22 protein-coding genes and 2 pseudogenes are annotated in these 24,390 nt (G+C 65.2%); 11 read left to right on the top strand and 13 right to left on the bottom strand.

Going from position 1 to position 24,390, the window contains the following annotated elements; translation table 11 throughout:
- Positions 1–293 precede the first annotated feature (293 nt).
- Entirely contained in the window at positions 294–1,247 is a 954-nt protein-coding gene (locus tag AB4Y42_RS30075; protein WP_368696175.1) for a LysR family transcriptional regulator, read from the bottom strand.
- A 101-nt stretch (positions 1,248–1,348) separates the two neighbouring features.
- Here AB4Y42_RS30075 and AB4Y42_RS30080 point away from each other — a divergent pair, with 101 nt between their 5' ends.
- Positions 1,349–2,770: an aldehyde dehydrogenase family protein gene (locus AB4Y42_RS30080; RefSeq protein ID WP_368696176.1), complete on the top strand. Its 1,422-nt coding sequence runs from the start codon at positions 1,349–1,351 to the stop codon at positions 2,768–2,770.
- Positions 2,771–2,853: 83 nt separating this feature from the next.
- On the opposite strand, the gene AB4Y42_RS30085 is transcribed toward AB4Y42_RS30080, so the two are convergent.
- Both AB4Y42_RS30085 and bla read right to left on the bottom strand, forming a co-directional pair.
- The gene (locus tag AB4Y42_RS30085; RefSeq protein ID WP_368696177.1) at positions 2,854–4,587 is read right to left on the bottom strand and encodes a methyl-accepting chemotaxis protein; all 1,734 of its coding nucleotides are present in this window, start codon (positions 4,585–4,587) and stop codon (positions 2,854–2,856) included.
- Positions 4,588–4,738: 151 nt separating this feature from the next.
- Positions 4,739–5,644: a class A beta-lactamase gene (gene bla, locus AB4Y42_RS30090; RefSeq protein ID WP_368696178.1), complete on the bottom strand. Its 906-nt coding sequence runs from the start codon at positions 5,642–5,644 to the stop codon at positions 4,739–4,741.
- A gap of 97 nt (positions 5,645–5,741) precedes the next feature.
- On the opposite strand from bla, the gene AB4Y42_RS30095 reads away from it, so the two are divergent.
- Complete coding sequence (locus tag AB4Y42_RS30095) at positions 5,742–6,620, top strand: LysR family transcriptional regulator (RefSeq protein ID WP_368696179.1); 879 nt, start codon at positions 5,742–5,744, stop codon at positions 6,618–6,620.
- A 34-nt stretch (positions 6,621–6,654) separates the two neighbouring features.
- On the opposite strand, the gene AB4Y42_RS30100 is transcribed toward AB4Y42_RS30095, so the two are convergent.
- The 4 genes from AB4Y42_RS30100 to AB4Y42_RS30115 are packed head-to-tail and all read right to left on the bottom strand — an operon-like array spanning position 6,655 to position 10,239.
- Entirely contained in the window at positions 6,655–7,152 is a 498-nt protein-coding gene (locus AB4Y42_RS30100) for a DUF523 domain-containing protein (protein WP_368696180.1), read from the bottom strand.
- 36 nt (positions 7,153–7,188) lie between these two features.
- Positions 7,189–8,244, bottom strand: a complete 1,056-nt coding sequence (locus AB4Y42_RS30105) for a Zn-dependent oxidoreductase (protein ID WP_368696181.1) — start codon at positions 8,242–8,244, stop codon at positions 7,189–7,191.
- A gap of 35 nt (positions 8,245–8,279) precedes the next feature.
- Entirely contained in the window at positions 8,280–9,488 is a 1,209-nt protein-coding gene (gene manD / locus AB4Y42_RS30110) for a D-mannonate dehydratase ManD (RefSeq protein ID WP_133180697.1), read from the bottom strand.
- 19 nt (positions 9,489–9,507) lie between these two features.
- Positions 9,508–10,239: a GntR family transcriptional regulator gene (locus AB4Y42_RS30115; RefSeq protein ID WP_368696182.1), complete on the bottom strand. Its 732-nt coding sequence runs from the start codon at positions 10,237–10,239 to the stop codon at positions 9,508–9,510.
- A gap of 135 nt (positions 10,240–10,374) precedes the next feature.
- On the opposite strand from AB4Y42_RS30115, the gene AB4Y42_RS30120 reads away from it, so the two are divergent.
- Together AB4Y42_RS30120 and AB4Y42_RS30125 are read left to right on the top strand one after the other, a co-directional pair.
- On the top strand, positions 10,375–11,850 hold the full coding sequence (locus tag AB4Y42_RS30120; RefSeq protein ID WP_368696183.1) for a mannitol dehydrogenase family protein: 1,476 nt from the start codon (positions 10,375–10,377) through the stop codon (positions 11,848–11,850).
- A 42-nt stretch (positions 11,851–11,892) separates the two neighbouring features.
- Positions 11,893–13,194, top strand: a complete 1,302-nt coding sequence (locus AB4Y42_RS30125) for an MFS transporter (RefSeq protein WP_368687381.1) — start codon at positions 11,893–11,895, stop codon at positions 13,192–13,194.
- Between the two features lie 45 nt (positions 13,195–13,239).
- Here the strand turns inward: AB4Y42_RS30125 and AB4Y42_RS30130 are convergent, their stop codons facing one another.
- Positions 13,240–15,261, bottom strand: a complete 2,022-nt coding sequence (locus AB4Y42_RS30130) for an FAD-dependent oxidoreductase (RefSeq protein WP_368696184.1) — start codon at positions 15,259–15,261, stop codon at positions 13,240–13,242.
- 199 nt (positions 15,262–15,460) lie between these two features.
- On the opposite strand from AB4Y42_RS30130, the gene AB4Y42_RS30135 reads away from it, so the two are divergent.
- The 3 genes from AB4Y42_RS30135 to AB4Y42_RS30145 all read left to right on the top strand — a co-directional run bounded on the left by AB4Y42_RS30135 (position 15,461) and on the right by AB4Y42_RS30145 (position 17,241).
- Positions 15,461–15,955, top strand: coding sequence for a MarR family winged helix-turn-helix transcriptional regulator (locus tag AB4Y42_RS30135; RefSeq protein WP_368687379.1), 495 nt, complete (start codon positions 15,461–15,463; stop codon positions 15,953–15,955).
- A gap of 246 nt (positions 15,956–16,201) precedes the next feature.
- Positions 16,202–16,429, top strand: a complete 228-nt coding sequence (locus tag AB4Y42_RS30140) for a hypothetical protein (RefSeq protein ID WP_042263805.1) — start codon at positions 16,202–16,204, stop codon at positions 16,427–16,429.
- Between the two features lie 263 nt (positions 16,430–16,692).
- The gene (locus AB4Y42_RS30145; protein ID WP_368696185.1) at positions 16,693–17,241 is read left to right on the top strand and encodes a cysteine hydrolase family protein; all 549 of its coding nucleotides are present in this window, start codon (positions 16,693–16,695) and stop codon (positions 17,239–17,241) included.
- 13 nt (positions 17,242–17,254) lie between these two features.
- Here AB4Y42_RS30145 and AB4Y42_RS30150 read toward each other — a convergent pair whose 3' ends face one another.
- The 3 genes from AB4Y42_RS30150 to AB4Y42_RS30160 form a co-directional block, all read right to left on the bottom strand.
- A complete protein-coding gene (locus AB4Y42_RS30150) occupies positions 17,255–18,268 on the bottom strand; it encodes a zinc-binding alcohol dehydrogenase family protein (protein ID WP_368696186.1) in 1,014 nt (337 codons plus the stop codon).
- A 19-nt stretch (positions 18,269–18,287) separates the two neighbouring features.
- Positions 18,288–18,599: an antibiotic biosynthesis monooxygenase gene (locus tag AB4Y42_RS30155; RefSeq protein ID WP_368696187.1), complete on the bottom strand. Its 312-nt coding sequence runs from the start codon at positions 18,597–18,599 to the stop codon at positions 18,288–18,290.
- A 198-nt stretch (positions 18,600–18,797) separates the two neighbouring features.
- Positions 18,798–19,697: a LysR family transcriptional regulator gene (locus AB4Y42_RS30160; protein ID WP_368687375.1), complete on the bottom strand. Its 900-nt coding sequence runs from the start codon at positions 19,695–19,697 to the stop codon at positions 18,798–18,800.
- 271 nt (positions 19,698–19,968) lie between these two features.
- Here AB4Y42_RS30160 and AB4Y42_RS30165 point away from each other — a divergent pair, with 271 nt between their 5' ends.
- Complete coding sequence (locus AB4Y42_RS30165) at positions 19,969–20,823, top strand: urea carboxylase-associated family protein (RefSeq protein WP_368687374.1); 855 nt, start codon at positions 19,969–19,971, stop codon at positions 20,821–20,823.
- A gap of 18 nt (positions 20,824–20,841) precedes the next feature.
- On the opposite strand, the gene AB4Y42_RS30170 is transcribed toward AB4Y42_RS30165, so the two are convergent.
- Complete coding sequence (locus tag AB4Y42_RS30170) at positions 20,842–21,279, bottom strand: PRC-barrel domain-containing protein (RefSeq protein WP_368687373.1); 438 nt, start codon at positions 21,277–21,279, stop codon at positions 20,842–20,844.
- Positions 21,280–21,558: 279 nt separating this feature from the next.
- Here AB4Y42_RS30170 and AB4Y42_RS30175 point away from each other — a divergent pair.
- Both AB4Y42_RS30175 and AB4Y42_RS30180 read left to right on the top strand, forming a co-directional pair.
- Positions 21,559–21,735: pseudogene (locus AB4Y42_RS30175) on the top strand (aldolase/citrate lyase family protein); the annotation flags it as partial.
- A 165-nt stretch (positions 21,736–21,900) separates the two neighbouring features.
- A pseudogene (locus tag AB4Y42_RS30180) lies at positions 21,901–22,044 on the top strand (zinc-binding dehydrogenase); the annotation flags it as partial.
- Between the two features lie 24 nt (positions 22,045–22,068).
- On the opposite strand, the gene AB4Y42_RS30185 reads toward AB4Y42_RS30180, so the two are convergent.
- Positions 22,069–22,494, bottom strand: a complete 426-nt coding sequence (locus tag AB4Y42_RS30185; RefSeq protein ID WP_028206271.1) for a Fur family transcriptional regulator — start codon at positions 22,492–22,494, stop codon at positions 22,069–22,071.
- Between the two features lie 181 nt (positions 22,495–22,675).
- Here AB4Y42_RS30185 and AB4Y42_RS30190 point away from each other — a divergent pair, with 181 nt between their 5' ends.
- Complete coding sequence (locus AB4Y42_RS30190; RefSeq protein ID WP_368696188.1) at positions 22,676–23,887, top strand: polysaccharide pyruvyl transferase family protein; 1,212 nt, start codon at positions 22,676–22,678, stop codon at positions 23,885–23,887.
- Positions 23,888–24,390: the final 503 nt, after the last annotated feature.

Here is a 24,390-nt window from a genome sequence, read left to right on the forward strand (position 1 = left end):
CGAGGTGCTGGAGGCCCACCCGCAGCTCAATCGATTGACGAGCATCCATTTGAGACAATTAAATTCGACTGCCAAACGGATGTTGATACAAGGCACATCCAGAAAACGGGAAATGGATAATTTGATGCTGGCGGAGATGCTGAAACGGCCCAGACAAAACTATATTTACTTCAGGGAAAAGGATGGGATGGAGCCGGGATTACTCAAGATCAAACATTCGGCGACGAGGATAAGCGAACTCGAGCATTTACTTTTTGCCTGGTTCGCGGTAGTAACGCTCGCTTACGCCCCGATCAGCCCTTGGCGGCCGCCCCGCGCCGGCTCTTTTTCGCGGGAGAAAACGCACGCTCGCGCACGGCGTCGGCATGCTCGCGAATCGTCTCGATCAGCGCGCGCAAACCCGCCGGCGCATGCCGCCGCCCTGGGTAATAGCGGCAGAGCCCGTCGAGCGGCGGCGTCCAGTCCTCCAGCACACGTACGAGCGTGCCCGCCGCCAGGTCCGCGTTCACGTTCCATTCGGTCAGATACGCGAGGCCGAGTCCGTCGCGCGCGGCCGCGAGCATGAGACCGGGCTCGTCGAGCGTCAACGTGCCCTCCACGTCCACGCGCACGGCCTGGCCGCGCCGCTCGAACTCCCATTGGTAGATTTGCCCGCTCGGCATGCGGCTGCGTATGCAACGGTGCGCCTTCAGATCGGCGGGCGTGCGCGGCGGCTTGTGCTTCGCAAAGTACTCCGGACTGCCAATCACTGCAAAACGCTGACGGTCGCCGAAAGGCACGGCGATCATGTCCTGCGGCACCGTTTCGGCGAGGCGAATGCCGGCGTCGTAGCCTTCGACCACGATGTCGATGAGCCGCCCTTCCGTGACGAGATCGAGCTTCATCTCGGGATAGCGCTGCAGATAAGCGATGAAAACGGGCATCACCTGCTTCGCCGCGCCCACCGAAGCATTGATGCGCAGCGTGCCGGAGGGCGTGTCGCGAAAGCTGCCCGCCTGGTCGAGCGCCTCGCGGATCGTGGACAACGCCGGTGCGACGCTGCTCACGAACTGCGCGCCGGCCTCCGTCAAGGCCACGCTGCGCGTGCTGCGGTTGAAGAGCCGCACGCCGATGCGCGCTTCGAGCGCCGCCACCGCGTGGCTGAGCGCCGAGGTCGACACGCTCAGTTCGTCGGCTGCCGCGCGGAAGCTGCGATGGCGCGCCACGGCCAGCACGGCTTCGAGTTCCACCAGGCCCGATGTCTTCATTGTCCCAAATCGCTCAACAGGTCATGTGCCATTGTACGGCTAGTCAACGCAATGCCAGGCGTCTATCTTGCCCTCATCGACTCACGTTTTCTGGAGCAGCCATGCAGGTCATCGACAGGATCTATCTCGACGGCGCGTTCGTCACGCCGCACGGCGAGGAATACTTCGACCTCTTCAACCCCGCGACCGAGGCCGTGATCGGCCGCGTGCGCCTCGCCGACGCGGTGGACGCTGAGACGGCCATCGCCGCCGCGAAGCGCGCGTTCCCGGCGTTTTCGCGCACCCCGAAAGCGCAGCGCATCGAGATGCTGATGGCACTGCACGAGGCCGTCGTTGCGAGCGAGGACACGCTTTTCGATGCGATCGTGCAGGAGTACGGCGCGCCGGTCTCGCGCGGCCGCTGGATGGCGCAGCACGCCTCCAACGTGCTGCGCGACGCCGCGCAGACGCTGGAAGGCTACGCGTTCACGCGGCGCGCAGGCACAGCCGAGGTCACCATGCAGCCGCTCGGCGTGGCGGGGCTGATCACGCCCTGGAACAGCAACGCGGGCATCATCTGCGGCAAGCTCGCAGCCGCGCTCGCGGCGGGCTGCACGGCCGTCATCAAGCCGAGCGAAATGAGCGCGCTGCAGACGCGCATCGTGACCGAAGCGCTGCATTCGGCGGGCTTGCCCGCGGGCCTCTTCAACATCGTCACGGGCCGCGGCGACACTGTGGGCACGCGCATCGCCGGGCATCCCGACGTCGCCAAGATCTCGTTCACAGGCTCGACCGCGGTGGGCAAGTCGATCCTGCGCGCGGCGGCGGAAACGCTCAAGCGCGTGACGCTCGAACTGGGCGGCAAGTCGCCGGTCATCGTGCTCGACGACGCGAATTTCGACGAAGCCGTGCCGCTCGCGCTGCAGGCTGGCTTCATGAACAGCGGACAGGCGTGCATTGCGGGTACGCGCATTCTGGTGCCGCAGTCGCGGCTCGTCGAATTCGAAGCGCGCGTCGTGGAAGCGGTGGCGCAGTTTCAGGCGGGCGATCCCCGCGACACGCGCGCGAGCGTCGGCCCGATGGTGAGCCAGAAGCAATGGGAGCGCGTGCAGCGCTATATCGGCATCGGCATCGACGAAGGCGCACGCCTGATTGCGGGCGGCGCAGGGCGGCCCGAGGGCATCGAGTCGGGCTGGTTCGTGCGCCCCACCGTGTTCAGCGGCGTGACGAACGACATGACCATCGCGCGCGAGGAGATTTTCGGGCCGGTGCTTTCGATCATCGCGTATCGCGACACCGAACACGCGATCGAGATCGCCAACGACACGCCCTATGGCCTGCAAGCCTACGTGCTCTCGCCCGATATCGCGCGCGCACGCCGCGTGGCCGCGCAGATCGAAGCGGGCCGCGTGCTCGTCAACACGCTCGCCCATGAGCCGGCGGCGCCGTTCGGCGGCTTCAAGCAATCGGGGATCGGGCGCGAGTATGGTGCGTTCGGGATCGAAGCGTTTCTGGAACCGAAGTCCACGCTTGGCGTGCTTTGATGCGCGTTTAGCCGCGTCAAAATACAAACGCCCCGGTTGTGCTGCTAACCGGGGCGTTTGAAATGCGTTTTTAGCGCGCTACATCAGAAGGTCTGCCAGTCGTCATCGGACGTGGCCGTCGCCGGTTCGCGGCGATCCGCCTTCGGAGCGGGCGCAGCGGGAGCACGCACGGGCGCGGGCCTCGAAGCCGCGGGACGCTTGACCGTTGCGCTCGCAACGACATTCGCCATCGGCGCGATGCTCGTCGTTGCCGCACGGCCCGCAGAACCGATGTTGAACACCGAGACCAGCTCGCGCAATGCCGCTGCCTGCGAGGACATCGACTGCGCCGCCGCCGACGCTTCCTCGACGAGCGCCGCGTTCTGCTGCGTGACCTCGTCCATCTGCGTGACGGCCTGGTTGACCTGCTCGATGCCGGTGCGCTGCTCGCCCGAAGCCGCGGAGATCTCGTTCATCAGGTCGGCAACGCGCTTGACCGATTGCACGATCTCGCCCATCGTGCGGCCCGCGTCGTCCACGAGCGCCGTGCCGTTGTTGACGCGCTCGACCGATACGCCGATGAGTTCCTTGATTTCGCGCGCTGCCGTCGCGCTGCGCTGCGCGAGCGTGCGCACTTCGCCGGCCACCACCGCGAAGCCGCGGCCCTGTTCGCCCGCACGCGCCGCTTCCACGGCTGCGTTGAGCGCCAGGATGTTGGTCTGGAAGGCAATGCCCTCGATCACCGAGATGATCTGCGCGACCTGCTCGGAGCTGTTTGCGATATCGCGCATCGTATCGACCACACGGCCCACCACTTCGCCGCCGCGCGTGGCCGTTTGCGAAGCCTGACCCGCCAGCGTGTTGCCTTGGGTCGCGTTGTCGGCGTTCTGCTTGACGGTCGCCGTGAGTTCTTCCATGCTCGCCGCCGTTTCTTCGAGCGAAGCGGCCTGCTCTTCGGTGCGCTGGCTCAGGTCGGTGTTGCCCGCCGCGATCTGCGCAGAAGCCGTCGCAATGCCTTCGCTGCCCGTACGCACGCGGCCCACGAGGTCGACGAGCCGCTCGTTCATGTGACGCAGCGCGCCGAGCAACTGGGCCGCCTCGTCGGTGCCGTCCACTTCAATTCGCGCGGTCAGGTCGCCACGCGCCACCGTTTCGGCCACGTCCACGGCCCGGGCGATCGGGCCCGTGATCGAACGCGTGATGAAGAGCGCAATCGTCGCGCCGAAGCCAATCGCAATCACGATCAGCGCGATGGTCCAGGCGACCGCGCTGTGGTACGCCGCCTTCGCCGTGGCGACTTCGGCGGTCGAGCCGTTGTGATTGAGGGTCACGTCCTGGTTGATGAGATCCATGACGGCCGTGAACGACTTCGCCGATGCGGACGAAACCGTAGCGCGGGCATCCGGCGATCCGCCATCGGCGGACATGAACAGGGCCTCGATCTTCTTGTCGTCGTCCAGATATTGCGACCATGCGGTGCTGATCGAATCGGCCACGCGACGCTCTTCAGCCGAGGAGACCAGCTTCGAATAGCTGTCGAGCAGCGTGCCGAACTGGCTGATCATCTGGGTGTGCTGGTCGTGCAGCGAAGCCTTCTCGCTGGCGTCGTTGGCGATCAGCATGCGCAGCGACGTGCGACGCACGTCCTGGGCTTGATTGCGCATATTGCCTAGCGTCTCGACGCTAGGCAGCCAATTCGTGCCGATTTCCTCCGTGCCGTCGAATATCCGCGACGCCTGAAGGAGACCGATCCCGCCCACTGCGCCGAGCAGGAGCAACACAATGGCAAAGCCCGCGCCGAGACGCGGACCGATCTTGATTCTGGTAAGGAATGACATGGGGGACGCCGTAGTGAGAGGTCACCCCTATTGACGACATCGACGTCAGAAAATTAAGTCAATGTTGCAAATATAACAACGCGTAAGGAAAGCGCACGTTCAGCGAACGATCGGTCTCTTTTCATACGCTTAGGATGCCGCATCAATTGCGTCAGAGACTCGCCACCCATACTCCGACCCGCGCGATCGCCGCATCGCGCTGAGCCGAACTCGCGTGCATTGCGCCGGTGAGATACGTCGTGACGAGAATGGGGGCGCGTCCCATGGGCCAGACAATGGCCACATCGTTTGCGGTGCCATGGTCGCCGGTGCCGGTCTTGTCGCCCACGCGCCAGTCCTTCGGCAAGCCCGCGCGCAAACGCGCGTCGCCAGTCTTGTTGGCGACGAGCCATGCAATGAGCTGCTCGCGCGATGCCGCAGAAAGACGCTCGCCCAGCAGCAATTCGCGCAGGTTCGCGACCATCGCGGCAGGCATGGTCGTATCGCGCGGGTCGCCGGGTATTGCTTCGTTGAGCGTGGTCTCGTTGCGGTCAAGGCGCGTGACTGGGTCGCCAAGGCTGCGCGCAAAAGCGGTTATCGCCGCAGGGCCGCCGATGCTCTCCAGCAGCAGGTTGGCCGCCGTGTTGTCGCTGCGCGTGAGCGCGGCTTCGCACAGCTCGGCGACCGTCATGCCCTCACTGCCCGCGCGCGGTCCGCTCACGGGCGAATACGACACGACTTGCGCAGGCGAATACACGATCTTGCGCGCGAGGTCTTCCTTACCGTGATCCTTGCGCGTCAACACGGCCGATGCGAGCAACACCTTGAACGTGCTGCACATCGGAAAGCGCTCGTGCATGCGCCACCCGCGCACGTGTCCGTTCGCCGTGTCGAGCATCGCCACGCCGAGCCGCCCGCCTGCCTGCGCCTCGATGGCGGCGAGCTGCTTTTCCACTGCGTCAACGGGCGCCGCGCCCGCTTCCGGCGCCTGTCCCGCCGTGGCGCCGAATGCCTGAGATGCAACGCCAGCTATCGCACTGCCCAACACCGTCATCGTGAACCTACGTCGCGTGATCATGGCCTCTCCTTGAAGTGCCGCCACTATCGCGTGTTCTCCACGGGGTGACAAACGATGATAAATTGCGCGTTGCCCCAGAAAGACTTATGGCCCACTCATGCGAACGTATCTGCCCCTCAATGCCCTGCGCGCCTTCGAAACGTCGGCGCGGCACCTGAGCTTCACACGCGCGGCGAGCGAGCTGAACGTCACTCAGGCGGCCGTGAGCCAGCAGGTCCGAACGCTCGAGGAGAGGCTTGGTGCGACCCTCTTCAAGCGTCTGCCGCGAGGCCTTGCGATCACCGACGAAGGTCTCGCACTGCGCCCCGTGCTCACGGATGCGTTCGACCGTATCGAAGCCGTGTTGCGGCAATTCGAAGGCGGCCACTTTCACGAGGTGCTGACTGTGGGAGCCGTGGGGACCTTCGCAGTGGGCTGGTTGATGCCGCGCCTGAAGTCGTTCCACGACGCGCATCCGTTCGTCGAGCTGCGCATCATGACGAACAACAATCTCGTCGATCTCGCGGGCGAAGGCCTCGACTTCGCCATTCGGTTCGGCGACGGCACCTGGCCGGGTTCGCGCGCTGCGAAGCTGTTCGACGCGCCGCTCGCCGCGCTTTGCACGCCCGATATCGCGCAGCGTCTGCAGAGCCCTGCCGATCTTGCCAACGAAAAACTGCTGCGCTCGTATCGCGCCGACGACTGGACGCTCTGGTTCGAAGCCGCCGGGCTCGCGCCACGCCCGGTGCGCGGACCCGTATTCGATTCGTCGCGGCTCATGGTGGAAGCGGCGACGCAGGGCGCGGGCATCGCACTCGCGCCAGTTTCGATGTTCGAGCGCGATCTCGCGGCGGGCAGGCTCGTGCGGCCCTTCGATATCGAGGTGCAGGCCGGCAGCTACTGGCTCACGTCGCAAAAGGGGAAAACGGCGACGCCCGCCATGCGCGCGTTCAAACAATGGATCGTGAAGGAAGCCGGTAGCGGCGAGGAAGCGTGATGCGCGTTTACCGTCGCAGTAATCGTGCTACGTGCTACGCGCTTGCCTGCGTGAGCCGCGCATGAAGAGCTTCGATTGCCGATTCGGCAAAAACCTCGATGCCGTGCTTACGCAGCAACGCAGTCGTCACTCCCGCGCCCGCGTGCTTGCGGCCCGCGAAGCTGCCGTCGTAAATGGCCACGCTGCCGCACGAAGGGCTGCCATCGGTCAGCAACGCATAGCGGCAGTCGTGGGCTAACGCCAGTTCGAGCGCGACGCGTGCGCCTTCGACGAAATACGCGGAGACGTCCTCGCCGCGCGCATCGATCACGTGTGCGATCCCTGCCAGTACCGCGGCGCCCGACGCGGCGTTTGCGATCTCCGCAGGCGGCCTCGGCACGCCGAACCCGCCCGAGACTTCCGGGCAAACGGGCACGAGCCGCCCTTCGCGCTGCCACTGCTCGATCAGTGCATGCGCAACGGTTTTCGCCGAGCCGTCGTATCGAACCGGACGGCCAAGCAGGCAAGCGCTAACGAGTATTCGGGGGAGCATGCGCGACGAGGTTCCATTGCACGAATGCCCCGCATTTTACGCGCCGAAATCGAGCAACACCTTGCAGGTTTCGCGCGGATTGTGCTCCGCCAGCTCGAACGCGCTGCTCACCTCGCGAAAATCCACCTTGTGCGTGATGATCGATTCCGGTGTGACGAGCCCGCGCTCCAGCCAGTCGATCACGGTCGGGAACATCGCGCAGTTCAGACGCGAGGCGCACAACGTAAGCTCCTTTTTCGTCAGCTCCTGCTGCGCGATGGCCGAAGGCGTCGACGAAAAGCCGAGCAGCCCGACACGTCCCGCGGGCGCCGCGAGCCTCACCGCTTCTTCGAGAATGGACGGATGGCCCACCGCGTCGAAAATCAGCGTGGGGCCGTCTTCCACGCCGCGCGCGCGCAGCGCGTCGGCCAGCGGCTCGTTGCGCGTGTTGATCGTTTCGTCGGCTTGCGCCCCGCAGCTGCGTGCGAGTTCGAGCCGCTCGTCGAGCTGATCCGTAATGAACGCACGCACGCCGTACACGCGCTTGAGCACCTGCAGGATCGTGAGCCCCACGGTGCCCGCGCCGTAGATCAGCGCCACGTCGCTTTCGAGCACGCCGGTGCGCGCCGTGACGTTCGCCGCCACGGCGAACGGCTCCACGATCGCCGCCACGGCGAACGGCTCCACGATCGCCGCGCAAGATTGCGCAATGCGCTCGGGAATGCGGTACGCGTTGCGCGCCGGCGCGCACACGTACTCGCTGAAACCGCCGTCTCGATGCACGCCCAGCACGACGAGATTACGGCACACGTTCTGCCGCCCGATCTGGCATGCGTGGCAACGCCCGCAGCTGATGACGGGATCGACGGCCACGAGTTCGCCCACGCGCGCGGCGTCGCCCCCCTCGCCCACGGACTCGATGCGGCCCACGAACTCGTGGCCGATGATGCGCGGATACGACACGAACGGATTGTGCCCGCGATAGATGTGCAGGTCCGAGCCGCAGATGCCCGCATAACGCACCCGCACGCGCACTTCTCCCGCGGCGGGCGTAGGCGTGGGCACCTCGCGCACGGCGAGGCTGTTCGGTCGATCGACTACGACGCTCAACATAGTGGACGCTTCCATGAATATTTGATCAGGTATGCCTACCAGTTCCACATCGACCCGTCGCGCAGACGGGCAACCGGCAGGTAGGCGCGTTCATACGGATATTTCGCGGCCAGCGTCTCGTCGATATCCACGCCGAGCCCCGGCGCGTCGTCCATTACGAGGAAGCCGTTCTCGAAGCGGTACTGATGCGGGAACACGGCATTCGTGAGCGCGTTGTGCGGCATCAATTCCTGAATGCCGAAGTTCGGTGCCCACAGGCCGAAGTTCACGGCGGCGGCCATGCAGACCGGCGAAAGATCGGTGGCGCCGTGAAAGCCCGTGCGCACCTGATACATGGCCGCGTAATCGGCAATGCGGCGCATATGCGTGATGCCGCCCGCGTGCACGATGGTCGCGCGGATATAGTCGATGAGCTGCTCGCGTATCAGGTCCTTGCAGTCCCAGATCGAGTTGAACACCTCGCCCACCGCGAGCGGCGTGCTGGTGTGGCTGCGGATCAGGCGGAAACTCTCCTGGTTCTCGGCCGGTGTCGCGTCTTCCAGCCAGAAGAGGCGATACGGCTCGAGGTCGCGGCCCAGGCGCGCGGCCTCGATCGGCGTGAGGCGGTGGTGCGCGTCGTGCAGCAGATGCGGGCCGAAGCCCACGGCCTCGCGCACCTTGCGAAAGAGTTCGGGCGTATGGCGCAGATAGAGCGCCGTGTCCCACGGCTCCTCGGGCGGCAGCCCCTTCTGGGCGGGCTCGTATTCGCCCTTGACCTTGCCCACGCCATACACCTTGTCGAGACCGGGCACGCCCGACTGCACGCGAATCGCCTGGTAGCCCTCCTCCACGTGCTGGCGCACCGCGTCGATGGCTTCTTCGTGGTCGCGCCCGTTTGCGTGGCCATAGACCATCAGCCCTTCGCGGCTCTTGCCGCCCAGCAGCTGATAGACGGGCATGTTCGCGAGCTTGCCCTTGATGTCCCAGAGCGCCATGTCGATCGCGGCGATCGCCGTCATCGTGACCGGGCCGCGCCGCCAGTACGCGCCGCGATAAAGGTATTGCCAGATGTCCTCGATATTGCGGGGATCGCGGCCCACGAGGCACGGAAACACGTGATCTTCGAGGTACGCGCGCACGGCCAGTTCGCGGCCGTTGAGCGTCGCGTCGCCGAGACCGTACACACCCTCGTCGGTCACGATCTTCACGGTCACGAAATTGCGGCCGGGGCAGGTGACGATCGTCTGCAGCCGTTCAATCTTCAATTGCTGTCTCCACTCTCTTTCATTCGACGAAATAGTCGGGCACGCGCGCCTGCACTTCCGGCAGATGCGAGCCCACCCGGTCGATGTGGCTCGCCACCGTCGCGCCCAGTTGCGCGAAGTTACGCGAGGCGATATGCGCAAGGATCAGCTCGTGCTCGCGCAGCGCGCGCTGCGCGTGGTCCGCCACGCGGTCGAGCAGCAGCCAGCGCACGCGGTCGAACTGGCGCTTCATCGGCTGCAGCATTTCCCACACGTGCGCGCGGCCCGCGAATTCGAACAGGCGGCGATGCATCAGCTCGTCGAGATCGAAGAAGCGGTCCACGTCGCCGCGCGCGACGGCGTCGCGCTGTTCGTCGACGATCCGGCCGAACTCCGCGAGCTGGTCGGGCGTGATGGTCTGGGCCAGCTGCACGTGGTTCGCGCATTCGAGCGTGCTGCGCGCGAAGCGTCCCTCTTCGAGCTGCGACACGGAGATCGGCGCGACGATCGTGCCGACCTTGCGGTAGATGTTGACGAGATGCTCGTCGGCGAGCTGCGCCAGCGCTTCGCGCACCGGCGTGCGGCTGACCTGCAGCGCTTCGGCAATCGCGGCTTCGGAAAGGCTTGCGCGCGGCGGCAGCGTGCCGCGCACGATGGCGTCGCGCAGAAAGGCGTGCACCTGGGGGCGATAAGAAGCGTCGGAATTGGCGACGAAACCGCTCAGTGCGGCGAGGACGGTGTCCTCTTGCGGTTCGATGATGGTCTGGCTCATGTCGGTAACGGATGACTGTTTGTACCATGGTAGCAAATGCGCGATACGGTCACCCCATAGCGTTAACCCCGATAAAACGAGATAAAACATCGGACTAAGCTTCGGTCATTCGCATTCGTACCATGGTACATGGCAATGACAACACCTCCTCTGTGTGAGCGCTCACTAACCAAAATCGCGGCGACCGTGCGCCAGCCAGGGTACGACCGCCAGCGCGTGCGCCCGGGCATCGTCCATCTCGGGCTCGGTGCGTTTCATCGCGCGCACCAGGCGCTCTATACGGAAACGCTGCTCGAGCGCGGCGACACGCGCTGGGGCATCGTCGGCGTGAGCCTGCGCGAGCGGCGCGTGCCGCAGGTGCTGGCCGCCCAGGACCACCTCTATTCGGTGACCGAGCGCAGCGGCGAGACGGCGGCGTGCCGCGTGGTCGGCGCGCTGCGCGGCGCGCTTTACGCGCCCGAGGCGATGGACCGGGTGCTCGGCACGATTGCCGATCCCGGCGTCGCCATCGTGAGCCTGACCGTGACCGAGAAGGGCTACAGCCTCGCGCCCGCCGGCGCCGAGCTGGACGCCGGCGACCCGGGCATCCGCCACGACCTCATGACGCCCGATGCGCCGCGCACCACGCTCGGCGTGCTCGCCGCGGGCATCCGCAGCCGCTCCGCCGGCGCGCCGCTCACCGTGGTCTGCTGCGACAACATGCAGGCCAACGGCGACACGCTGCGCAAACTGCTGATCCAGTATGCGGAGCAGTTCGACCCGGCGCTCGCGCGCCACATCGGCGAGACGATCGCGTTTCCCAACACGATGGTCGATCGCATCGTACCGGCCGCCACGCCCGCGTCGCTCGACGCCGCTGCCGCGCAACTCGGCCTGCGCGACGAAGCCGCGATCGTGTGCGAACCGTTCACCCAGTGGGTCATCGAAGACCGCTTCAGCGGCCCGCGCCCCGCGTGGGAAGACGCGGGCGCGCTGCTCACGCGCGATGTGCATCCCTACGAGGCCATGAAACTGCGTCTCCTGAACGGCTCGCATTCGGCGCTTGCGTACGTGGGCCAGTTGCGCGGGCGCGAAACCGTTTCCGATGCGATGGACGATCCCGCCATGGCCGCCTTCGTGCGCGCGCTGATGACCGAGGACCTGCTCGCCACCGTGACGGTCCCGCCCGGCTTCGACGTTCGTGCGTACTGCCAGGACCTGCTGGCGCGCTTTGCCAACCCGACGCTTGCGCACCGTACGAGCCAGATCGCGACGGACGGCACGCAGAAAGTGCCGGTGCGCTGGCTACCCGCGCTGCGCGAGAGCCTCGTGCGCGGGATCGAGCGTCCCCATCTCGAACGCGCGCTCGCCGCCTGGCTGCACTACCTCGCGACCGAACGCAGCGACACGGGCGCGTCGCTCGTGGTGAGCGATCCTGGCGCCCCCGCGCTCGCCGCGAAGCTGCGCGGCGCGAGCACGACGCTCGACACCGTGCAGGCCGCCCTCTCGCACACGAGCGTATTTGGCGCAACGCCGTGGCCGCAGGCGTTCGCCGAGCGGCTCGCCGGACATCTGCAAGCGCTGCGCCGGCACGGCACGAACGCGCTGCTGACCTGCCCCGCGCCGGCCTGACGCCGCACGCGCGCCCATATCTATAAGGACTGGAGACAGAACATGAAACAACGCACGATGGGATGGATAACCGTTTTCCTGTTATTCCTCGTCTACGGCATCAACTACCTCGACCGGGTGGCGCTTTCGATCACTGCACCGCTCGTGCAAAAGGACCTCGGCATCGATGCGGCGCAGATGGGCATCGTGTTCAGCAGCTTCTTCGTGGGCTATGCGCTGTTCAACTTCGTGGGCGGCCTCGCGAGCGACAAGCTCGGGCCGAAGATCGTGTATGTTCTCGCGGTCGGGCTGTGGTCGATCTTCTGCGGGCTCACGGCCGTGGCCGTGGGCTTCGCGAGCCTGCTCGTGCTGCGCGTGCTGTTCGGCATGGCCGAAGGGCCGCTCTGCGCAGGCGCGAACAAGATGGTCAACAACTGGATGCCGCACGACATCGCAGCGACTTCCATGGGACTCCTGAGCGCCGGCTCGCCACTTGGCGGCGCGATTGCCGGTCCGATTATCGGGCTGCTCGCGATCAGCTTCGGCTGGCGCCCGGCGTTCTGGATCATCTGCGCGATCGGCCTCGTATGGTGCGTCGCGTGGATGCTGCTCACGGCCGACCGTCCTTCGGAGAGCCGCTTCGTCAGCACGCTCGACGAAGCCGAGCCCGCGCGGCGTGGACCGGGTGTTGCGCACGCGACCCACACGGTGCCCGACAGTGCCGCCTCGTTGCCGCTCTCGGCATGGCTGCGCCAGCCGCTGGTGATCGCTGCGGCCGTGGCGTTCTTCGCCTATAACTACGTGCTGTTCTTCTTTCTGAGCTGGTTCCCCAGCTACCTCGTGCAGGCGCATCACCTCAACATCCGCGAGATGAGCCTCGCCACCGTGGTGCCCTGGCTCGTGGGCACCGTCGGTCTCGCGGCGGGCGGCGCGATCTCCGATGCGATCTTCCGCTGGACCGGCAAGCTCATGCTCTCACGCAAGCTCGTCCTGTCCACTTGCCTCGCGGCGACGGGCGTGTGCGTGGGCGTTGCCGGCCTCGTGCATACCGCTGTCGCGGCCATCGCGCTGATGTCCGTTGCGCTCTTCCTGCTCTATGCGACGGGTGCGCTCTACTGGGCGATCGTGCAGGACGTCGTGCATTCGGCCAGGGTAGGCAGCGTGAGCGGCTGCATGCACTGCGTGGGTAGTCTTTCGGGCGTGATCGGACCGGCCGTGACGGGCTTCCTGGTGGAGCGCAGCGGCTCGTTCGCCACCGCGTTCGCGCTGGCCGGCGTGGTTGCGCTCACCGGCGCGGCGCTCTCGGCAATTTTCATTCGCGACACCCGCAAGCGCGCGCCGCTCGCGGACGAGGCGTATTCGTAACCAGCGCGTAACCAGCGCGCGAGCTAGCGCGCGCCGGCGGCGTCGTCACATCGTCATCGCGAGCCGCGTGGCCTGATCGATGGCACGCAACGCATCGAGTTCGGCGGCGACATCAGCGCCGCCTATCACCTTCGGTTTCGCTGCGCGGGCGACGAGTTCATCGTAGAGCGTCCGGTTCGAATTCTGCCCCGCGCACAGCACGACATGATCGACGGCAAGCACATGCGGCTTGCCATCGACGCGATAATGCAGACCTTCGTCGTCGATCGCGTCATAGGTCACGCCCGACGTCATCATCACGTTGGCCTTGCGCAAGCGGGCCTTCAGGATCCATCCCGTCGATTTGCCGAGACCCCTGCCGAGCGGTTCCTCCTTGCGCTGGAACATGTGAACGCTACGGCGCGGCGCGCCATGAGCGTCGCTACGCGTGAGACCGCCCGCATCCGCATTCGCGGGATCGACGCCCCACGCGCGGAAAAACACGCCACGGTCCAGCGATTCCTGCGCATCGCCCAGCAGATACTCGGCCACGTCGAAGCCGATGCCGCCCGCGCCGACGATCGCCACGCGCGCGCCCACTTCGACCTTGCCCGCGAGCACGTCGAGATACGACACCGCCTTCGGATGATCGACACCCACGATATCGGGCACGCGCGGCGTGACGCCGGTGGCGATGACGATCTCGTCGAACGCCTCGCTGGCGAGTTCATCGGCCGTTGCGGCTTGCCCGAGCCGCAAGGTCACGCCGAGCCGCTTTAGCCGTACCTCGAAATAGCGCAGCATCTCGTGAAACTCGGCTTTGCCGGGGACGACCTTTGCCAGATTCAGCTGCCCACCCAGCCGCGCATGCGCTTCGAACAGCGTGAGCGTATGGCCACGTTCGGCGGCGTTGATTGCGAACGCCATGCCGGCAGGCCCGCCGCCCACGACCGCGATACGTTTGGGCTGCAAGGCCTTGCCCGGCGCGAACTCGATCTCGCGCCCCGCGCGCGGATTGACGAGGCAAGTCGCAGTGCGTTCCGTGAAGATGCGGTCGAGGCAGGCCTGATTGCAGCCGATGCAGGTGTTGATTTCGTCGGCCACGCCAAGCCGCGTCTTCTTCGCGAAGTCCGGGTCGGCGAGCAGCGGGCGCGCCATCGATACGAGATCGGCCACACCGGAGGCGATCAGTTCCTCCGCGACCTCGGGCGTGTTGATGCGGTTCGACGCCATCACCGGAATCGACACCGCCTCTTTGACGTTGCGAATCGCGTCGCGCCAGGCCGCGCGCGGCACGCATGCTGCGATGGTTGGCACCGCCGATTCGTGCCAGCCCACGCCCGTGTTGATGAGGTCCGCACCGGCCGCTTCGATCTCCTTCGCGAACGCCGCGATCTCGGCGCCGCTCATGCCGCCATCCATGAGGTCGATGGAAGAGATGCGGTAGATCAGCATGGGCTCGCGGCCCATTTGGGCGCGCACGGCGCGCACGATGTCGAGCGCAAAGCGGATGCGGCCTGCGAAGTCGCCGCCGAATTCGTCGTCGCGCGCGTTGGTGACGGCGGCCGTGAACTCGTTGATGAGATAGCCTTCCGAGCCCATGATCTCCACGCCGTCGTAGCCGGCCTGGACCGCCAGCGCCGCCGTGCGGGCGAAGTCGTCGATGGTGGCGCGCACTTCCTGAGTACTGAGCGCGCGCGGCGAGTGCGCATTGATTCTCGCCTTGGCGGCCGTGGGCCCCACACACTCCGGCACCTTCGCATAACGACCCGCGTGCAGGATCTGCAGCACGATCTTGCCGCCCGCCTCGTGAACCGCGCGCGTCACGGCGCGATGCTCGTCGACCTGCTCCGCGCGATTGAAGAGCGGGCCACCCGCCTCCATCACGCCTTCGGCGTTCGGCGAGAACCCGCCGCTCAGAATCAGGCCGATCTCGCCGGCCGCGCGCGCCGCATAGAACGCGGCGAGGCGCTCATGCGGATGGTCGAGCGTTTCGAGCCGCGTGTGCATCGCGCCCATCACCATGCGGTGGGGCAGCAGCGTCGCGCCAACGCGAAGCGGGGTCAAAAGCCGGTCGTAGGTCGCCATGGGGATGTCTCTTGATATTCTCGTGCGTCGTTTCCACACTCTAGGCGAGGCCCCTAATTACGTCAACATCATGATATATATTGAGGGTACGAGGAGGGGTATTGCCCAAATGGACGGCGCGTCCACTTCCCTTCACTATTTTCGTATCAGGTATTTGTCTCATTGCCCGCCGCACTCGCGCGGCGACCGAAAGGCGCCCATGACCCAGAACGACCCTTCGTACGATCAATCCGTCTCGTCGATTCACAACCGCTTGTTCTTCCGGCTGTTCCAGGCGGGCAACACGCTCGACCGGCAGACGACCAAGGCGCTCGGCATCACGACCGTGCAATGGTCGGTGCTCGGCGCGCTGTCGCGCCCGCAGGTTGCGGAGGGCATGTCGTTTTCCGAACTGGCCGACTATCTCGTCGTGAGCCGCCAGAGTCTCGACGGCGTGCTCAAGCGTCTGGAGCGCGACGAGCATGTGCTGCGCGTGGCCGACACCGTGGACCGGCGCGCGAAAAAGGTCGTGCTCACGGACCAGGGCAAGGTGTTCTGGGAGAGCCTGCAGCCGAAGATCTACGAGTTCTATCGCCAGGCGCTCGCGAGCTTTCGCTTCGACGACAAGGTTTCGCTCGTGCACTTCCTCAATCAGTTGAACAAGGGCATGGACGAGATCGATCTCGGCGAACCGGCGCCGCGCGAAGAGGAATGAATTGTGAATGCGCGCTCGCGCTTTCATATCGTGCAATGCGCGCCCGGTGTGTGCAAATTCCGCATTTTCCGACGCCGGCCAGCAATTGCACATGGAAGGAGATCTTCTCTTATCGTGAAAGACATCACGTAAACCATTGAACAGCAAGGAAATTGCGTCGCCGAAAACCCGCGGGGAAGCCGTCGTTCACTGCGATAGACTGAATCCAATGACGCTTCTTATTCGCTTGTTAATCAATGGAGACTGATGATGGACGTCTATATCGAACCGTTACCGAGAGGCCAATGGGGGCCAATCGATGGCTACGCCCTGGAGTTCGCGGACGGCAGCAAATTCGCCGAGAACATCTTTCGCTCCGAGCTTCTCGCGATCAGCGAGATCGTCCTGAGAGGCTATAAGCCGCTGCTGGCGAAGGTCCGTATTACGGACAAGCACGCCAACGCCCACTGGAAGCGCCCCGACACTTCACGCTGATGCGCTCACGCTCGACGGCGTAGCTTGCCGTCGAGCCGTGCAGGCAACGCGCGCAACACGGTTGACGCCTCAGGCCGCCTCCTGCATGATCGTCCTCATGAACGCGCCCATCCTCACCACGACGACTACCACGACCGCTTCCGGCGGGTCGTGAGTTCGGTGCGCGTACGTTAGATTTCGTCTCGATCACAAGGCCCCGCCAGCAATGGACGGGGCCTTGTCGTTTCTCCGTGCGTTGCGGGCGCAACTAGCGGAGAACCATCATGTCCAGCCTCGCTCGCGCCCTGCTCGTCATCGATATGCAGGAAGGCTTGTTCAACGGCCCTAACGCACCGTTTGAAGGTCAGCGCGTACTCGCCAATATCAGGCAGCTGATTGCCGAGGCGCGCAAGGCGCGCGCGCCGGTCTTCGCCGCGCGTCACGTCGGCCCGCCGGGCTCGCCCATCGAGCCGGGCAGTCCGCTCACGCAATTGCTGCCGGCGCTCGCCATCGACCCGGACATCGACGGCGTGTTCGAGAAGCGCCGCCCCAGTTGCTTTACCGGCACCGATCTCGCGGCAAGGCTCGCGTGCGCCAACGTGGGCGAACTCGTCATCGCGGGCATGCAGACCGAGTACTGCGTGGACTCGACCTGCCGCACCGCGGGCGACCTTGGCTTTCGGGCGCTGCTCGTCGCGGACGCCCACACGACCATGGATACGCCCGTGTTGCGCGCCGCGTCGATCATCGAGCACCACAACCGCACCTTGAGCGGCCCGTTCGTCAGGCTCGCGAGCACGGCCGATTGCGCGTTCGACCGCGCGGCTGAGTAACGATCGGCGCGATTTAAAACCCTTCGAGCACGAGCTTGCCGCGCGAGCGGTTGGTTTCCACGAGCTCGTGCGCCCGGCGCAGGTTCGCCGCGTTGATGGTCCCAAAGCTCTCGTTGAGAGTCGTTCGCAGCACGCCCTCGTCGATGAGCGAAGCCATGCGGTCGAGCAGATCATGCTGGCGAATCTGGTCTTTCGTCCCGAACATCGAGCGCGTAAACATGAACTCCCAATGCAGGGCCACGCTCTTCATCTTGAGCTTGCGGAAGTCGAACAGCTCCGGGTCGTCGATCAGCGCGAGATGCCCCTGCGGATTGATCGAGGCGACGATCTCGTCGAAGTGACGGTCGGTCTGATTCAGGCTCGCGATATAGTCCACGCCTTCCATGCCGATACGCTCGAGCTCGTGCGAGAGCGGCTTCGTATGATCGATGACGTGATGCGCGCCCAGCTCGCTCACCCACTTCGACGTTTCGGGCCGCGACGCCGTGCCGATCACCGTGAGGCCCGTGAGCTTGCGCGCCAACTGCACGAGAACCGAGCCCACGCCGCCCGCCGCGCCGATCACGAGCAGCGAGTCGCCGGACGGCGCCGTGCCCTCGGGCACCTTGAGGCGGTCGAACAGCAACTCCCACGCCGTGATGGAGGTGAGCGGCAGCGCCGCCGCCTCGGCGAAGTTCAGGCTTTGCGGCATGCGGCCCACGATGCGCTCGTCCACGACGTGCAATGCGCTGTTGGTGCCCGGGCGCAGCAGCGAACCCGCATACCACACCCGGTCGCCCGGCTTGAAGAGCGTCACGTCCCGGCCCACGGCGCGCACGACGCCGCTCGCATCCCAGCCGATCACTTTCGGCTCGCCGTTTTCGGGCGCCCTGTTCGCGCGCACCTTCACGTCGACCGGGTTGACCGACACCGCGTGCACTTCAACGAGCAGATCGCGCGGGCCCGGCTGCGGCTCGGGGAGTTCGAGATCGATCAGCGATTCGGGGTCGCTGATGGGGAGATTGCGGTAATAACCAATCGCTTTCATCGTGAATACCTCCAGACAGTCAAATTGCGGGAAACCGGCTTGATTGAACGAGCGGCGCGAAGTGATAGAGGTCGGGGTCGGCCGAGAAGTACGGCCACAGCGCGTGCAGGAAGGTCTGGAAATCGCCGTGCATCATGAACGCGCTCTGTGCGTCGAGGGAGTCCCATTCCACTTCCAGCACGTAGCAGCCTTCATCTTCGCACTGCGGACCGAGGCGGTGCCCGCGATAACCCGGCTTGTTCGTGAGCAGCGGGCATACGCGCAGCCAGGCGGCCTCGAAGCGCGAAATCTTGTCGGCGCGCAGGTAAAAGCGGCCTATCGCGACGATCATTCGAGCCTCCGTGCCGTTCGTGTTGGTATGAATAATCGGCCAGTGCGTCCGGCGCGCCTAGCGGCAAACGGCGAATTCAGCTTCAACGCTGCTTTGAAGATCGAGTGCCGATCGAGCGGCGGAGGCGGCGGGAACGACGAATGGTGGCATGCCCGATGGCGGTCGGGCCGGGTGGCGGACCTACTGCGCAATCACACGTCAGGCAAGAAACGCGGCGATGCGATCGCGCAGCCAATCGCGCAGTGCGTTGACGGTCGGCGAGAGCATCGTGCGGTGCGCGCAGACGAGATGCAGCGGCGCGCCTTCGCCCTGAAACGCATCGAGCGCGGTTTCGAGGCGGCCCGCCTGGATATCGGCGAGCACGTCCAGACGCGACTTGTACGCAAGGCCATGCCCCGCCACGGCCCAGCGGCGCACGAGTTCGCCGTCGTCGCTGCTGCGGTTGCCGTGCACGTTCACGACGCTCGCTTCGTCGCCGCGGTAGAAGGTCCAGCGGTCGTGCAGCGTGTCGCTCAGGGCGAAACGCAGGCAGTTGTGGCGCGAGAGATCGGCGGGCGTCGCGGGCTTGCCGTGACGCGCGAAATAGCCGGGCGAGGCGCACAGCACGCGCCGGTTGTCGGGCGCGAGGGGGAGCGCCACGAGGGTGGAATCTTCGGGCACGCCGTAGCGGACCGCTACGGAAACCGGCGATCGGAACATGTCGGTCACGTGGTCGCCAATATGCACCTGGAACGACACGGCAGGATGCTGCGCCTGAAAGTCGTCGAGCCAGGGCGCGAGCACGTTGCGCCCGAGGTCGGAGGGAATCGACAGCGACACCATGCCGCCGATCATCTTGCGCCCATGCGCCACGGCGTTCTGGCCGGCCTCCACCTGCTCCATGACGCCGCGCGCGTATTCGAGGTAGCGCTCGCCGTCCGGCGTGAGGCGCAGGCTGCGCGTGGAGCGTGCGAGCAGGCGCGTGCCGAGTTCGGTTTCGAGGCGCTTGAGGCCCGCGCTCGCCACCGCGGGCGTGAGATCGAGTTGACGTGCGGCGGCCGAGAGGCTCCCGTTGTCCGCCGCACTGATAAAGATGACGAGGTCTTCCAGTCTGATCATGTACCGTCGCGTCTCGTTGGGCTGCGCGCGCCTCGGAAGCAGGCGCCGCGGTCATGGAGTAAGCGAACTGTACACGAAGGCACCGCACGGGCGGGTAGCCCCGAACACGCAAAAGAGTCCGCGAGTCCCCAGCCTTGCGATCGTTGAACAATCTTTGGCTTACCGTTGCGCGATTCCTATACTCCCCAGCAGACATCCCGCTAACGCTGCGCTGAGCGCCATCGGCATCGCGAATGCGGGCACAGGTCGTTTCATACAGGAGTACGAGGCAATGCTGAATTATCCCGCCGCCTACCAGTCGACCAAGGGCTCCGCGCTCGACGTGAACAAGCCCTTTTACCGCCGCATCGCCGAAGAGAAGGATCAGCGCGAGCTAATCGAATCGATCGTCGTGCCGATACGCTCGGGGCAAGCGTGGAGCGTGCCCGCGGGACACGTGTTCCGCATCGTGACGATCGAAGGCCCGCAGGTGGCCGACCTCAATCTGTGGAACCGGCACGATCCGCGCGAACGCATGTGGGCATCGCGCACGCGCCAGCTCCAGCAGGCGCACGTGAGCACCTTCGACCGCCTGTGGTCGACGCTACCCTTCCTGCGCCCGCTCGTCACCATCACCGACGACAGCCTCGCCGACTACGGCGTGGACGAGCACGGCGGACGTGTTCACGACCTGCTCGGCACACGCTGCGACCCCTACGTGAACCGCATGCTGACCGGCGAGGACTTTCATTTTCACTGTCACTCGAACCTCACGCGCGCCATCGCGCCGTACGGGCTCACCGAATACGACGTGCACGACGTGCTCAACGTGTTCCAGTGCACGGGCCTGAATCTCGAGGACAAGTATTTCATGAAGGCCTGCCCGGCGAAGAAGGGCGACTATCTCGAGTTTTTCGCCGAGATCGACCTGTTGTGCGCGCTTTCCACCTGCCCCGGCGGCGATCTTTCGCTGCCGATGTGGGGACCCGATGCACGCGACCCGCTGGAAGTCTGCCGGCCGCTCGGCATCGAGATCTACCGGCTGGCGCCCGCGCTGCTGGCAGGCTGGTCGTCGCCGCCCGTCGCGGAATATCGCGGCCTGCACGGCATGGCGTTGCAGCAGCCGGACTGGAAGTGCGGCTGCTGAATCGCGACGGCTGAAGGCTTACTGCTGCTTCTCGACCTTCTTCGGCTTCGGCGGCGATTCGACCTTCGCGTACTGGAACGCGGGCGTGGCCTTCAGTGCTTCCTTGGTCGCGCCGGGCAGATAGAGATTGCCCTGGCGCACGTCGAGCGACGCGATGGGCACGGCCACGTCGTGCGAGCCGACGCCGAGGAAACCGCCCGCCGAAACGATGGCCGCGGAAACCGAGCCGTCCGGCGCCACGATCAGGTCGCGCACGGTGCCGATCTTCACGTTGTCGTCGTTATAAACGGGCTTGCCGAGTACGCTCTTCTTCACGCTCCAGCCTTCGAGCAGCGCCTGCGACTGCTCGACCGAAACGCTCAAGGGCTGTGCGCCCGCGATCTGGGCATGCGCGCTGGCACTGGCCAGCACGGCGCTGAATGCGGCTACGGCCAACATCGTCTTGCGGAAAAGCATTTTCTTTCGCTCCTGTATTCCGGTTATTTCGCCGCGCGAGTCGTTGCGAGTCAGTGCGAGACTGCAGGCGGGATGTCATGGTAGCCGGTATGGGGCGGCGGTGCGCTCAAGCTGCTTGCGCGAGCACGCACGAAGCAGGCAAGCCCTGGCGTAAATGCGCCACCCGGCCTTCGGAAGGCTTCTGGGAACCATTGCCGGAGAAAACCGGGCAACGCGCGCATGCTCGACTAGTATGGAAAACGTACGAAGTTCGGCACGGATTCGGAACTGCTCAACATCATCACGATCGAGGACGCACAATCCATCGAGCGGCTCGATGAGATTCTTGCGGTGCCAGGCATCGACGTGGCAGCGATCGCCTCGTTCGATCTTTCGATGAGCCTTGGCGTGCCGGGCCAGTTCGATCACCCGACGGTGCAGGCGCTCGTGCACAAGGCCGAGGAGAAGGTGAAGCGCGCGGGCACGCGGAGGAAAGCCAGGGCGAACCGCACACCGTCATGCGCGGCCGCGCCACGCGGCGCGCGACGAGATCGGCGCTGTTCTCCAACGCTCCGGTACGGATCGCGAGGTCGTAGCCGTCGTCGGCCAGATCGACGAAGCGATCGTTCATCGAAACTGCGCGCCAAAGCCTTCATTCTGGACGGATTGAAAGCGGAGGCACTACGGCCCGTCATAGCGAGGACGTTCCCCTTCGAGCAGATCGTCGAGGCGCACCGCTATCTGGAGTCGAACGAGCCGTTCGGAAAGGTGGTCGTCACGCTCTGAATTTTGCGCCGGCCATGCGCCGGTTCACGACGAAGCCGCGGCGCACTGGGCGCAAAGCCCGAAAACGACGAGACTCGAATGCGTATAGCGAAAGCGCTTTGCCGCCGCGATGGCGGCGTGCTGCTCCTGCAGCATCGGCTCGTCGATGTCCACCACGGTCTTGCAGCTCTCGCACACGAGGTGCGCGTGCGGCGCGCCACGCCCAAGCTCGTACACCACGCGTGTTTCGCCAACCCAAGTGCTGTCGAGCAGCGACGATTCCATCAGCTGCGCAAGCGCGCGATAGACGCTCGCCAGGCTGCATTGCTCCACATCTTTTGCGATGCGGCGAAAGACCTGGTCGGCCGTTAGATGCTCGTGCGGCGCGTCATGAAATACCTTCAGCACGGCCACGCGGCTGGATGTAGGGCGCAGTCGCGCGCTCTTCAGTTCGGAGTAGACCGTTCTCATACGCAGGAAAAACACGTCGGCAAGGCCGACAGTTTCCCCGAGAATGCTTAAGGTTTCCTTATGTCAGTATGGGGAGCGGCACGCTGCGGCCTGACTTGCGGCCCCACTTTATGCTGCGGCGCAGTATGAATCGGAAAATGGGACTGGCGGATATTGAACCGAAGTACGACCTGAGGCCCGCATGGCTTCCACGCCCACGGTGATCTTCGGCGCGTTCGACCGGCACAACTTCGGCGACCTGCTGATCGCGCTGGTGGCAACGCGCATGCTGCCACGCCGCGAACTGCTGTTCGCCGGGCTCGCCGCGCGCGATCCGCGTGGCGATGGCGGGCCAGCTACGGTCGCACTCGCGTGCATCGCCGCTTTCGCGCGCGGCCGCCCGGTGAACGTGATCCACGCAGGCGGCGAGTTGCTGACCTGCAATGCGTGGGAGGCCGCCGTGATGCTCGCACCGCCGCAGCGCGTGCGGGCGCTCATCGCCGCCGAGGATACATGGCTGCGCGACGGGCGCGCATGGGCGCTTCGGCATGTCGGCGTAGCATCGCTCGCGCCGTATGTGCTTTCGAAGTCCGCGTTGCCGGGCGTGCGCGTGAGGCATCTCTCGTTCAACGCGGTGGGCGGCGTCGATCTCGATGCGCGCAATGCGCAGTTGGGCGCCGACGTGCTCGCCGCACTGCGATCCGCGGACGCGGTGAGCGTGCGCGACCGTCAAACCCAGGCGCTGCTCGCGCAACGGGGCATCGCAGCCCGCCTGATACCGGACCCCGCCACGATGACGGCGGTCCTGTTCGGCACGGCAATACGCCGGCACGCCGCGGCCCTCGCACTGCGCGATGTGCGGCGGGCGTTCCCGCGCGGTTATGCAGCCGTGCAATTCAGCGCTGACTTCGGCGACGATGCCACGCTCGATACGCTCGCCACCCAGCTCGAACTCGCGGCGCACGGGTACGGCCTGGGGATTGTGCTGTTTCGCGCGGGCGCCGCTCCCTGGCATGACGACCTCGCGGTGTACGAGCGGCTCGCGGCTCGACTGCGCGCGGCTCACGTTCGCGTGTTTGCCTCGCTCAACGTCTGGGACATCTGTGCGCTGATTGCTGGAAGCCGCATCTATTGCGGCAGCAGCCTGCACGGTCGCATCGTTGCGATGGCGTACGCGCTGCCTCGCGTCAATATCAGTCATCCTGATCATTCTCTCGCGGCAAGCAAGCATGCGGCTTATGTGCGGACATGGGAAGCAGCGGGTCTCGCGGGCATTGTGAATCCAGCCAATCTTGCCGATGCGGTTGCCAATGCACTGGCGACCGATCGCGAATCACTGCGCGAAACCGCATCCGCACTTGCACGGCGCTATCGAGTGGAATTCGAAACCGTGGTTGCCGAGCATCGGCTATAGGCCGTGCGAAAAGCCCTGTAAGACGGCGACGACACTGCCCTCGGCCAGACGTTTTTCGCACAACCATTCGCAAATTTTTCTCTTCCGTACACCGTCCGGTGAATTGCAGCGCCTGCGCGCAATTCGACGAACCGATACTGGTTTACCCGGTCCGAATGAAAGTAAAAAAATACCATTCAATCTAAGTTTTATACATGGACCCACCGCCTTGCGCGCAATTAACCTTGCCGAAGGATATTCGATGCGTCTATCGCCGGAATCCACATCGATCACGCAAAGGAACATGCAATCAACGGAGATCAGATTGAACAGCGAAACCACGTATGGCCGTTAGCTTGTCCCGCCATCATCGGCCTTCGATTCGACAGACCGCCACTCGACGGGCCGCATCGAAATCAACCCTCCATCCGTAATACCGTGGCCTATTGGGGCGTATCGGCACGCCCGATCGACCACGGTATGGCCTTACATATTAGCAGTACGTACCAGACAAATATTTATAA

Source organism: Paraburkholderia sp. EG286B, from assembly GCF_040965655.1.
Taxonomy (GTDB): Bacteria; Pseudomonadota; Gammaproteobacteria; order Burkholderiales; family Burkholderiaceae; genus Paraburkholderia.

What these genes read in the sequence shown, in the direction of transcription:
- AB4Y42_RS30075 (WP_368696175.1), bottom strand. Translation starts at nt 1,247, where the DNA reads ATGAAGACATCGGGCCTGGTGGAACTCGAAGCCGTGCTGGCCGTGGCG.
- AB4Y42_RS30080 (WP_368696176.1), top strand. Translation starts at nt 1,349, where the DNA reads ATGCAGGTCATCGACAGGATCTATCTCGACGGCGCGTTCGTCACGCCG.
- AB4Y42_RS30085 (WP_368696177.1), bottom strand. Translation starts at nt 4,587, where the DNA reads ATGTCATTCCTTACCAGAATCAAGATCGGTCCGCGTCTCGGCGCGGGC.
- bla (WP_368696178.1), bottom strand. Translation starts at nt 5,644, where the DNA reads ATGATCACGCGACGTAGGTTCACGATGACGGTGTTGGGCAGTGCGATA.
- AB4Y42_RS30095 (WP_368696179.1), top strand. Translation starts at nt 5,742, where the DNA reads ATGCGAACGTATCTGCCCCTCAATGCCCTGCGCGCCTTCGAAACGTCG.
- AB4Y42_RS30100 (WP_368696180.1), bottom strand. Translation starts at nt 7,152, where the DNA reads ATGCTCCCCCGAATACTCGTTAGCGCTTGCCTGCTTGGCCGTCCGGTT.
- AB4Y42_RS30105 (WP_368696181.1), bottom strand. Translation starts at nt 8,244, where the DNA reads ATGTTGAGCGTCGTAGTCGATCGACCGAACAGCCTCGCCGTGCGCGAG.
- AB4Y42_RS30115 (WP_368696182.1), bottom strand. Translation starts at nt 10,239, where the DNA reads ATGAGCCAGACCATCATCGAACCGCAAGAGGACACCGTCCTCGCCGCA.
- AB4Y42_RS30120 (WP_368696183.1), top strand. Translation starts at nt 10,375, where the DNA reads ATGACAACACCTCCTCTGTGTGAGCGCTCACTAACCAAAATCGCGGCG.
- AB4Y42_RS30125 (WP_368687381.1), top strand. Translation starts at nt 11,893, where the DNA reads ATGAAACAACGCACGATGGGATGGATAACCGTTTTCCTGTTATTCCTC.
- AB4Y42_RS30130 (WP_368696184.1), bottom strand. Translation starts at nt 15,261, where the DNA reads ATGGCGACCTACGACCGGCTTTTGACCCCGCTTCGCGTTGGCGCGACG.
- AB4Y42_RS30135 (WP_368687379.1), top strand. Translation starts at nt 15,461, where the DNA reads ATGACCCAGAACGACCCTTCGTACGATCAATCCGTCTCGTCGATTCAC.
- AB4Y42_RS30140 (WP_042263805.1), top strand. Translation starts at nt 16,202, where the DNA reads ATGATGGACGTCTATATCGAACCGTTACCGAGAGGCCAATGGGGGCCA.
- AB4Y42_RS30145 (WP_368696185.1), top strand. Translation starts at nt 16,693, where the DNA reads ATGTCCAGCCTCGCTCGCGCCCTGCTCGTCATCGATATGCAGGAAGGC.
- AB4Y42_RS30150 (WP_368696186.1), bottom strand. Translation starts at nt 18,268, where the DNA reads ATGAAAGCGATTGGTTATTACCGCAATCTCCCCATCAGCGACCCCGAA.
- AB4Y42_RS30155 (WP_368696187.1), bottom strand. Translation starts at nt 18,599, where the DNA reads ATGATCGTCGCGATAGGCCGCTTTTACCTGCGCGCCGACAAGATTTCG.
- AB4Y42_RS30160 (WP_368687375.1), bottom strand. Translation starts at nt 19,697, where the DNA reads ATGATCAGACTGGAAGACCTCGTCATCTTTATCAGTGCGGCGGACAAC.
- AB4Y42_RS30165 (WP_368687374.1), top strand. Translation starts at nt 19,969, where the DNA reads ATGCTGAATTATCCCGCCGCCTACCAGTCGACCAAGGGCTCCGCGCTC.
- AB4Y42_RS30170 (WP_368687373.1), bottom strand. Translation starts at nt 21,279, where the DNA reads ATGCTTTTCCGCAAGACGATGTTGGCCGTAGCCGCATTCAGCGCCGTG.
- AB4Y42_RS30185 (WP_028206271.1), bottom strand. Translation starts at nt 22,494, where the DNA reads ATGAGAACGGTCTACTCCGAACTGAAGAGCGCGCGACTGCGCCCTACA.
- AB4Y42_RS30190 (WP_368696188.1), top strand. Translation starts at nt 22,676, where the DNA reads ATGGCTTCCACGCCCACGGTGATCTTCGGCGCGTTCGACCGGCACAAC.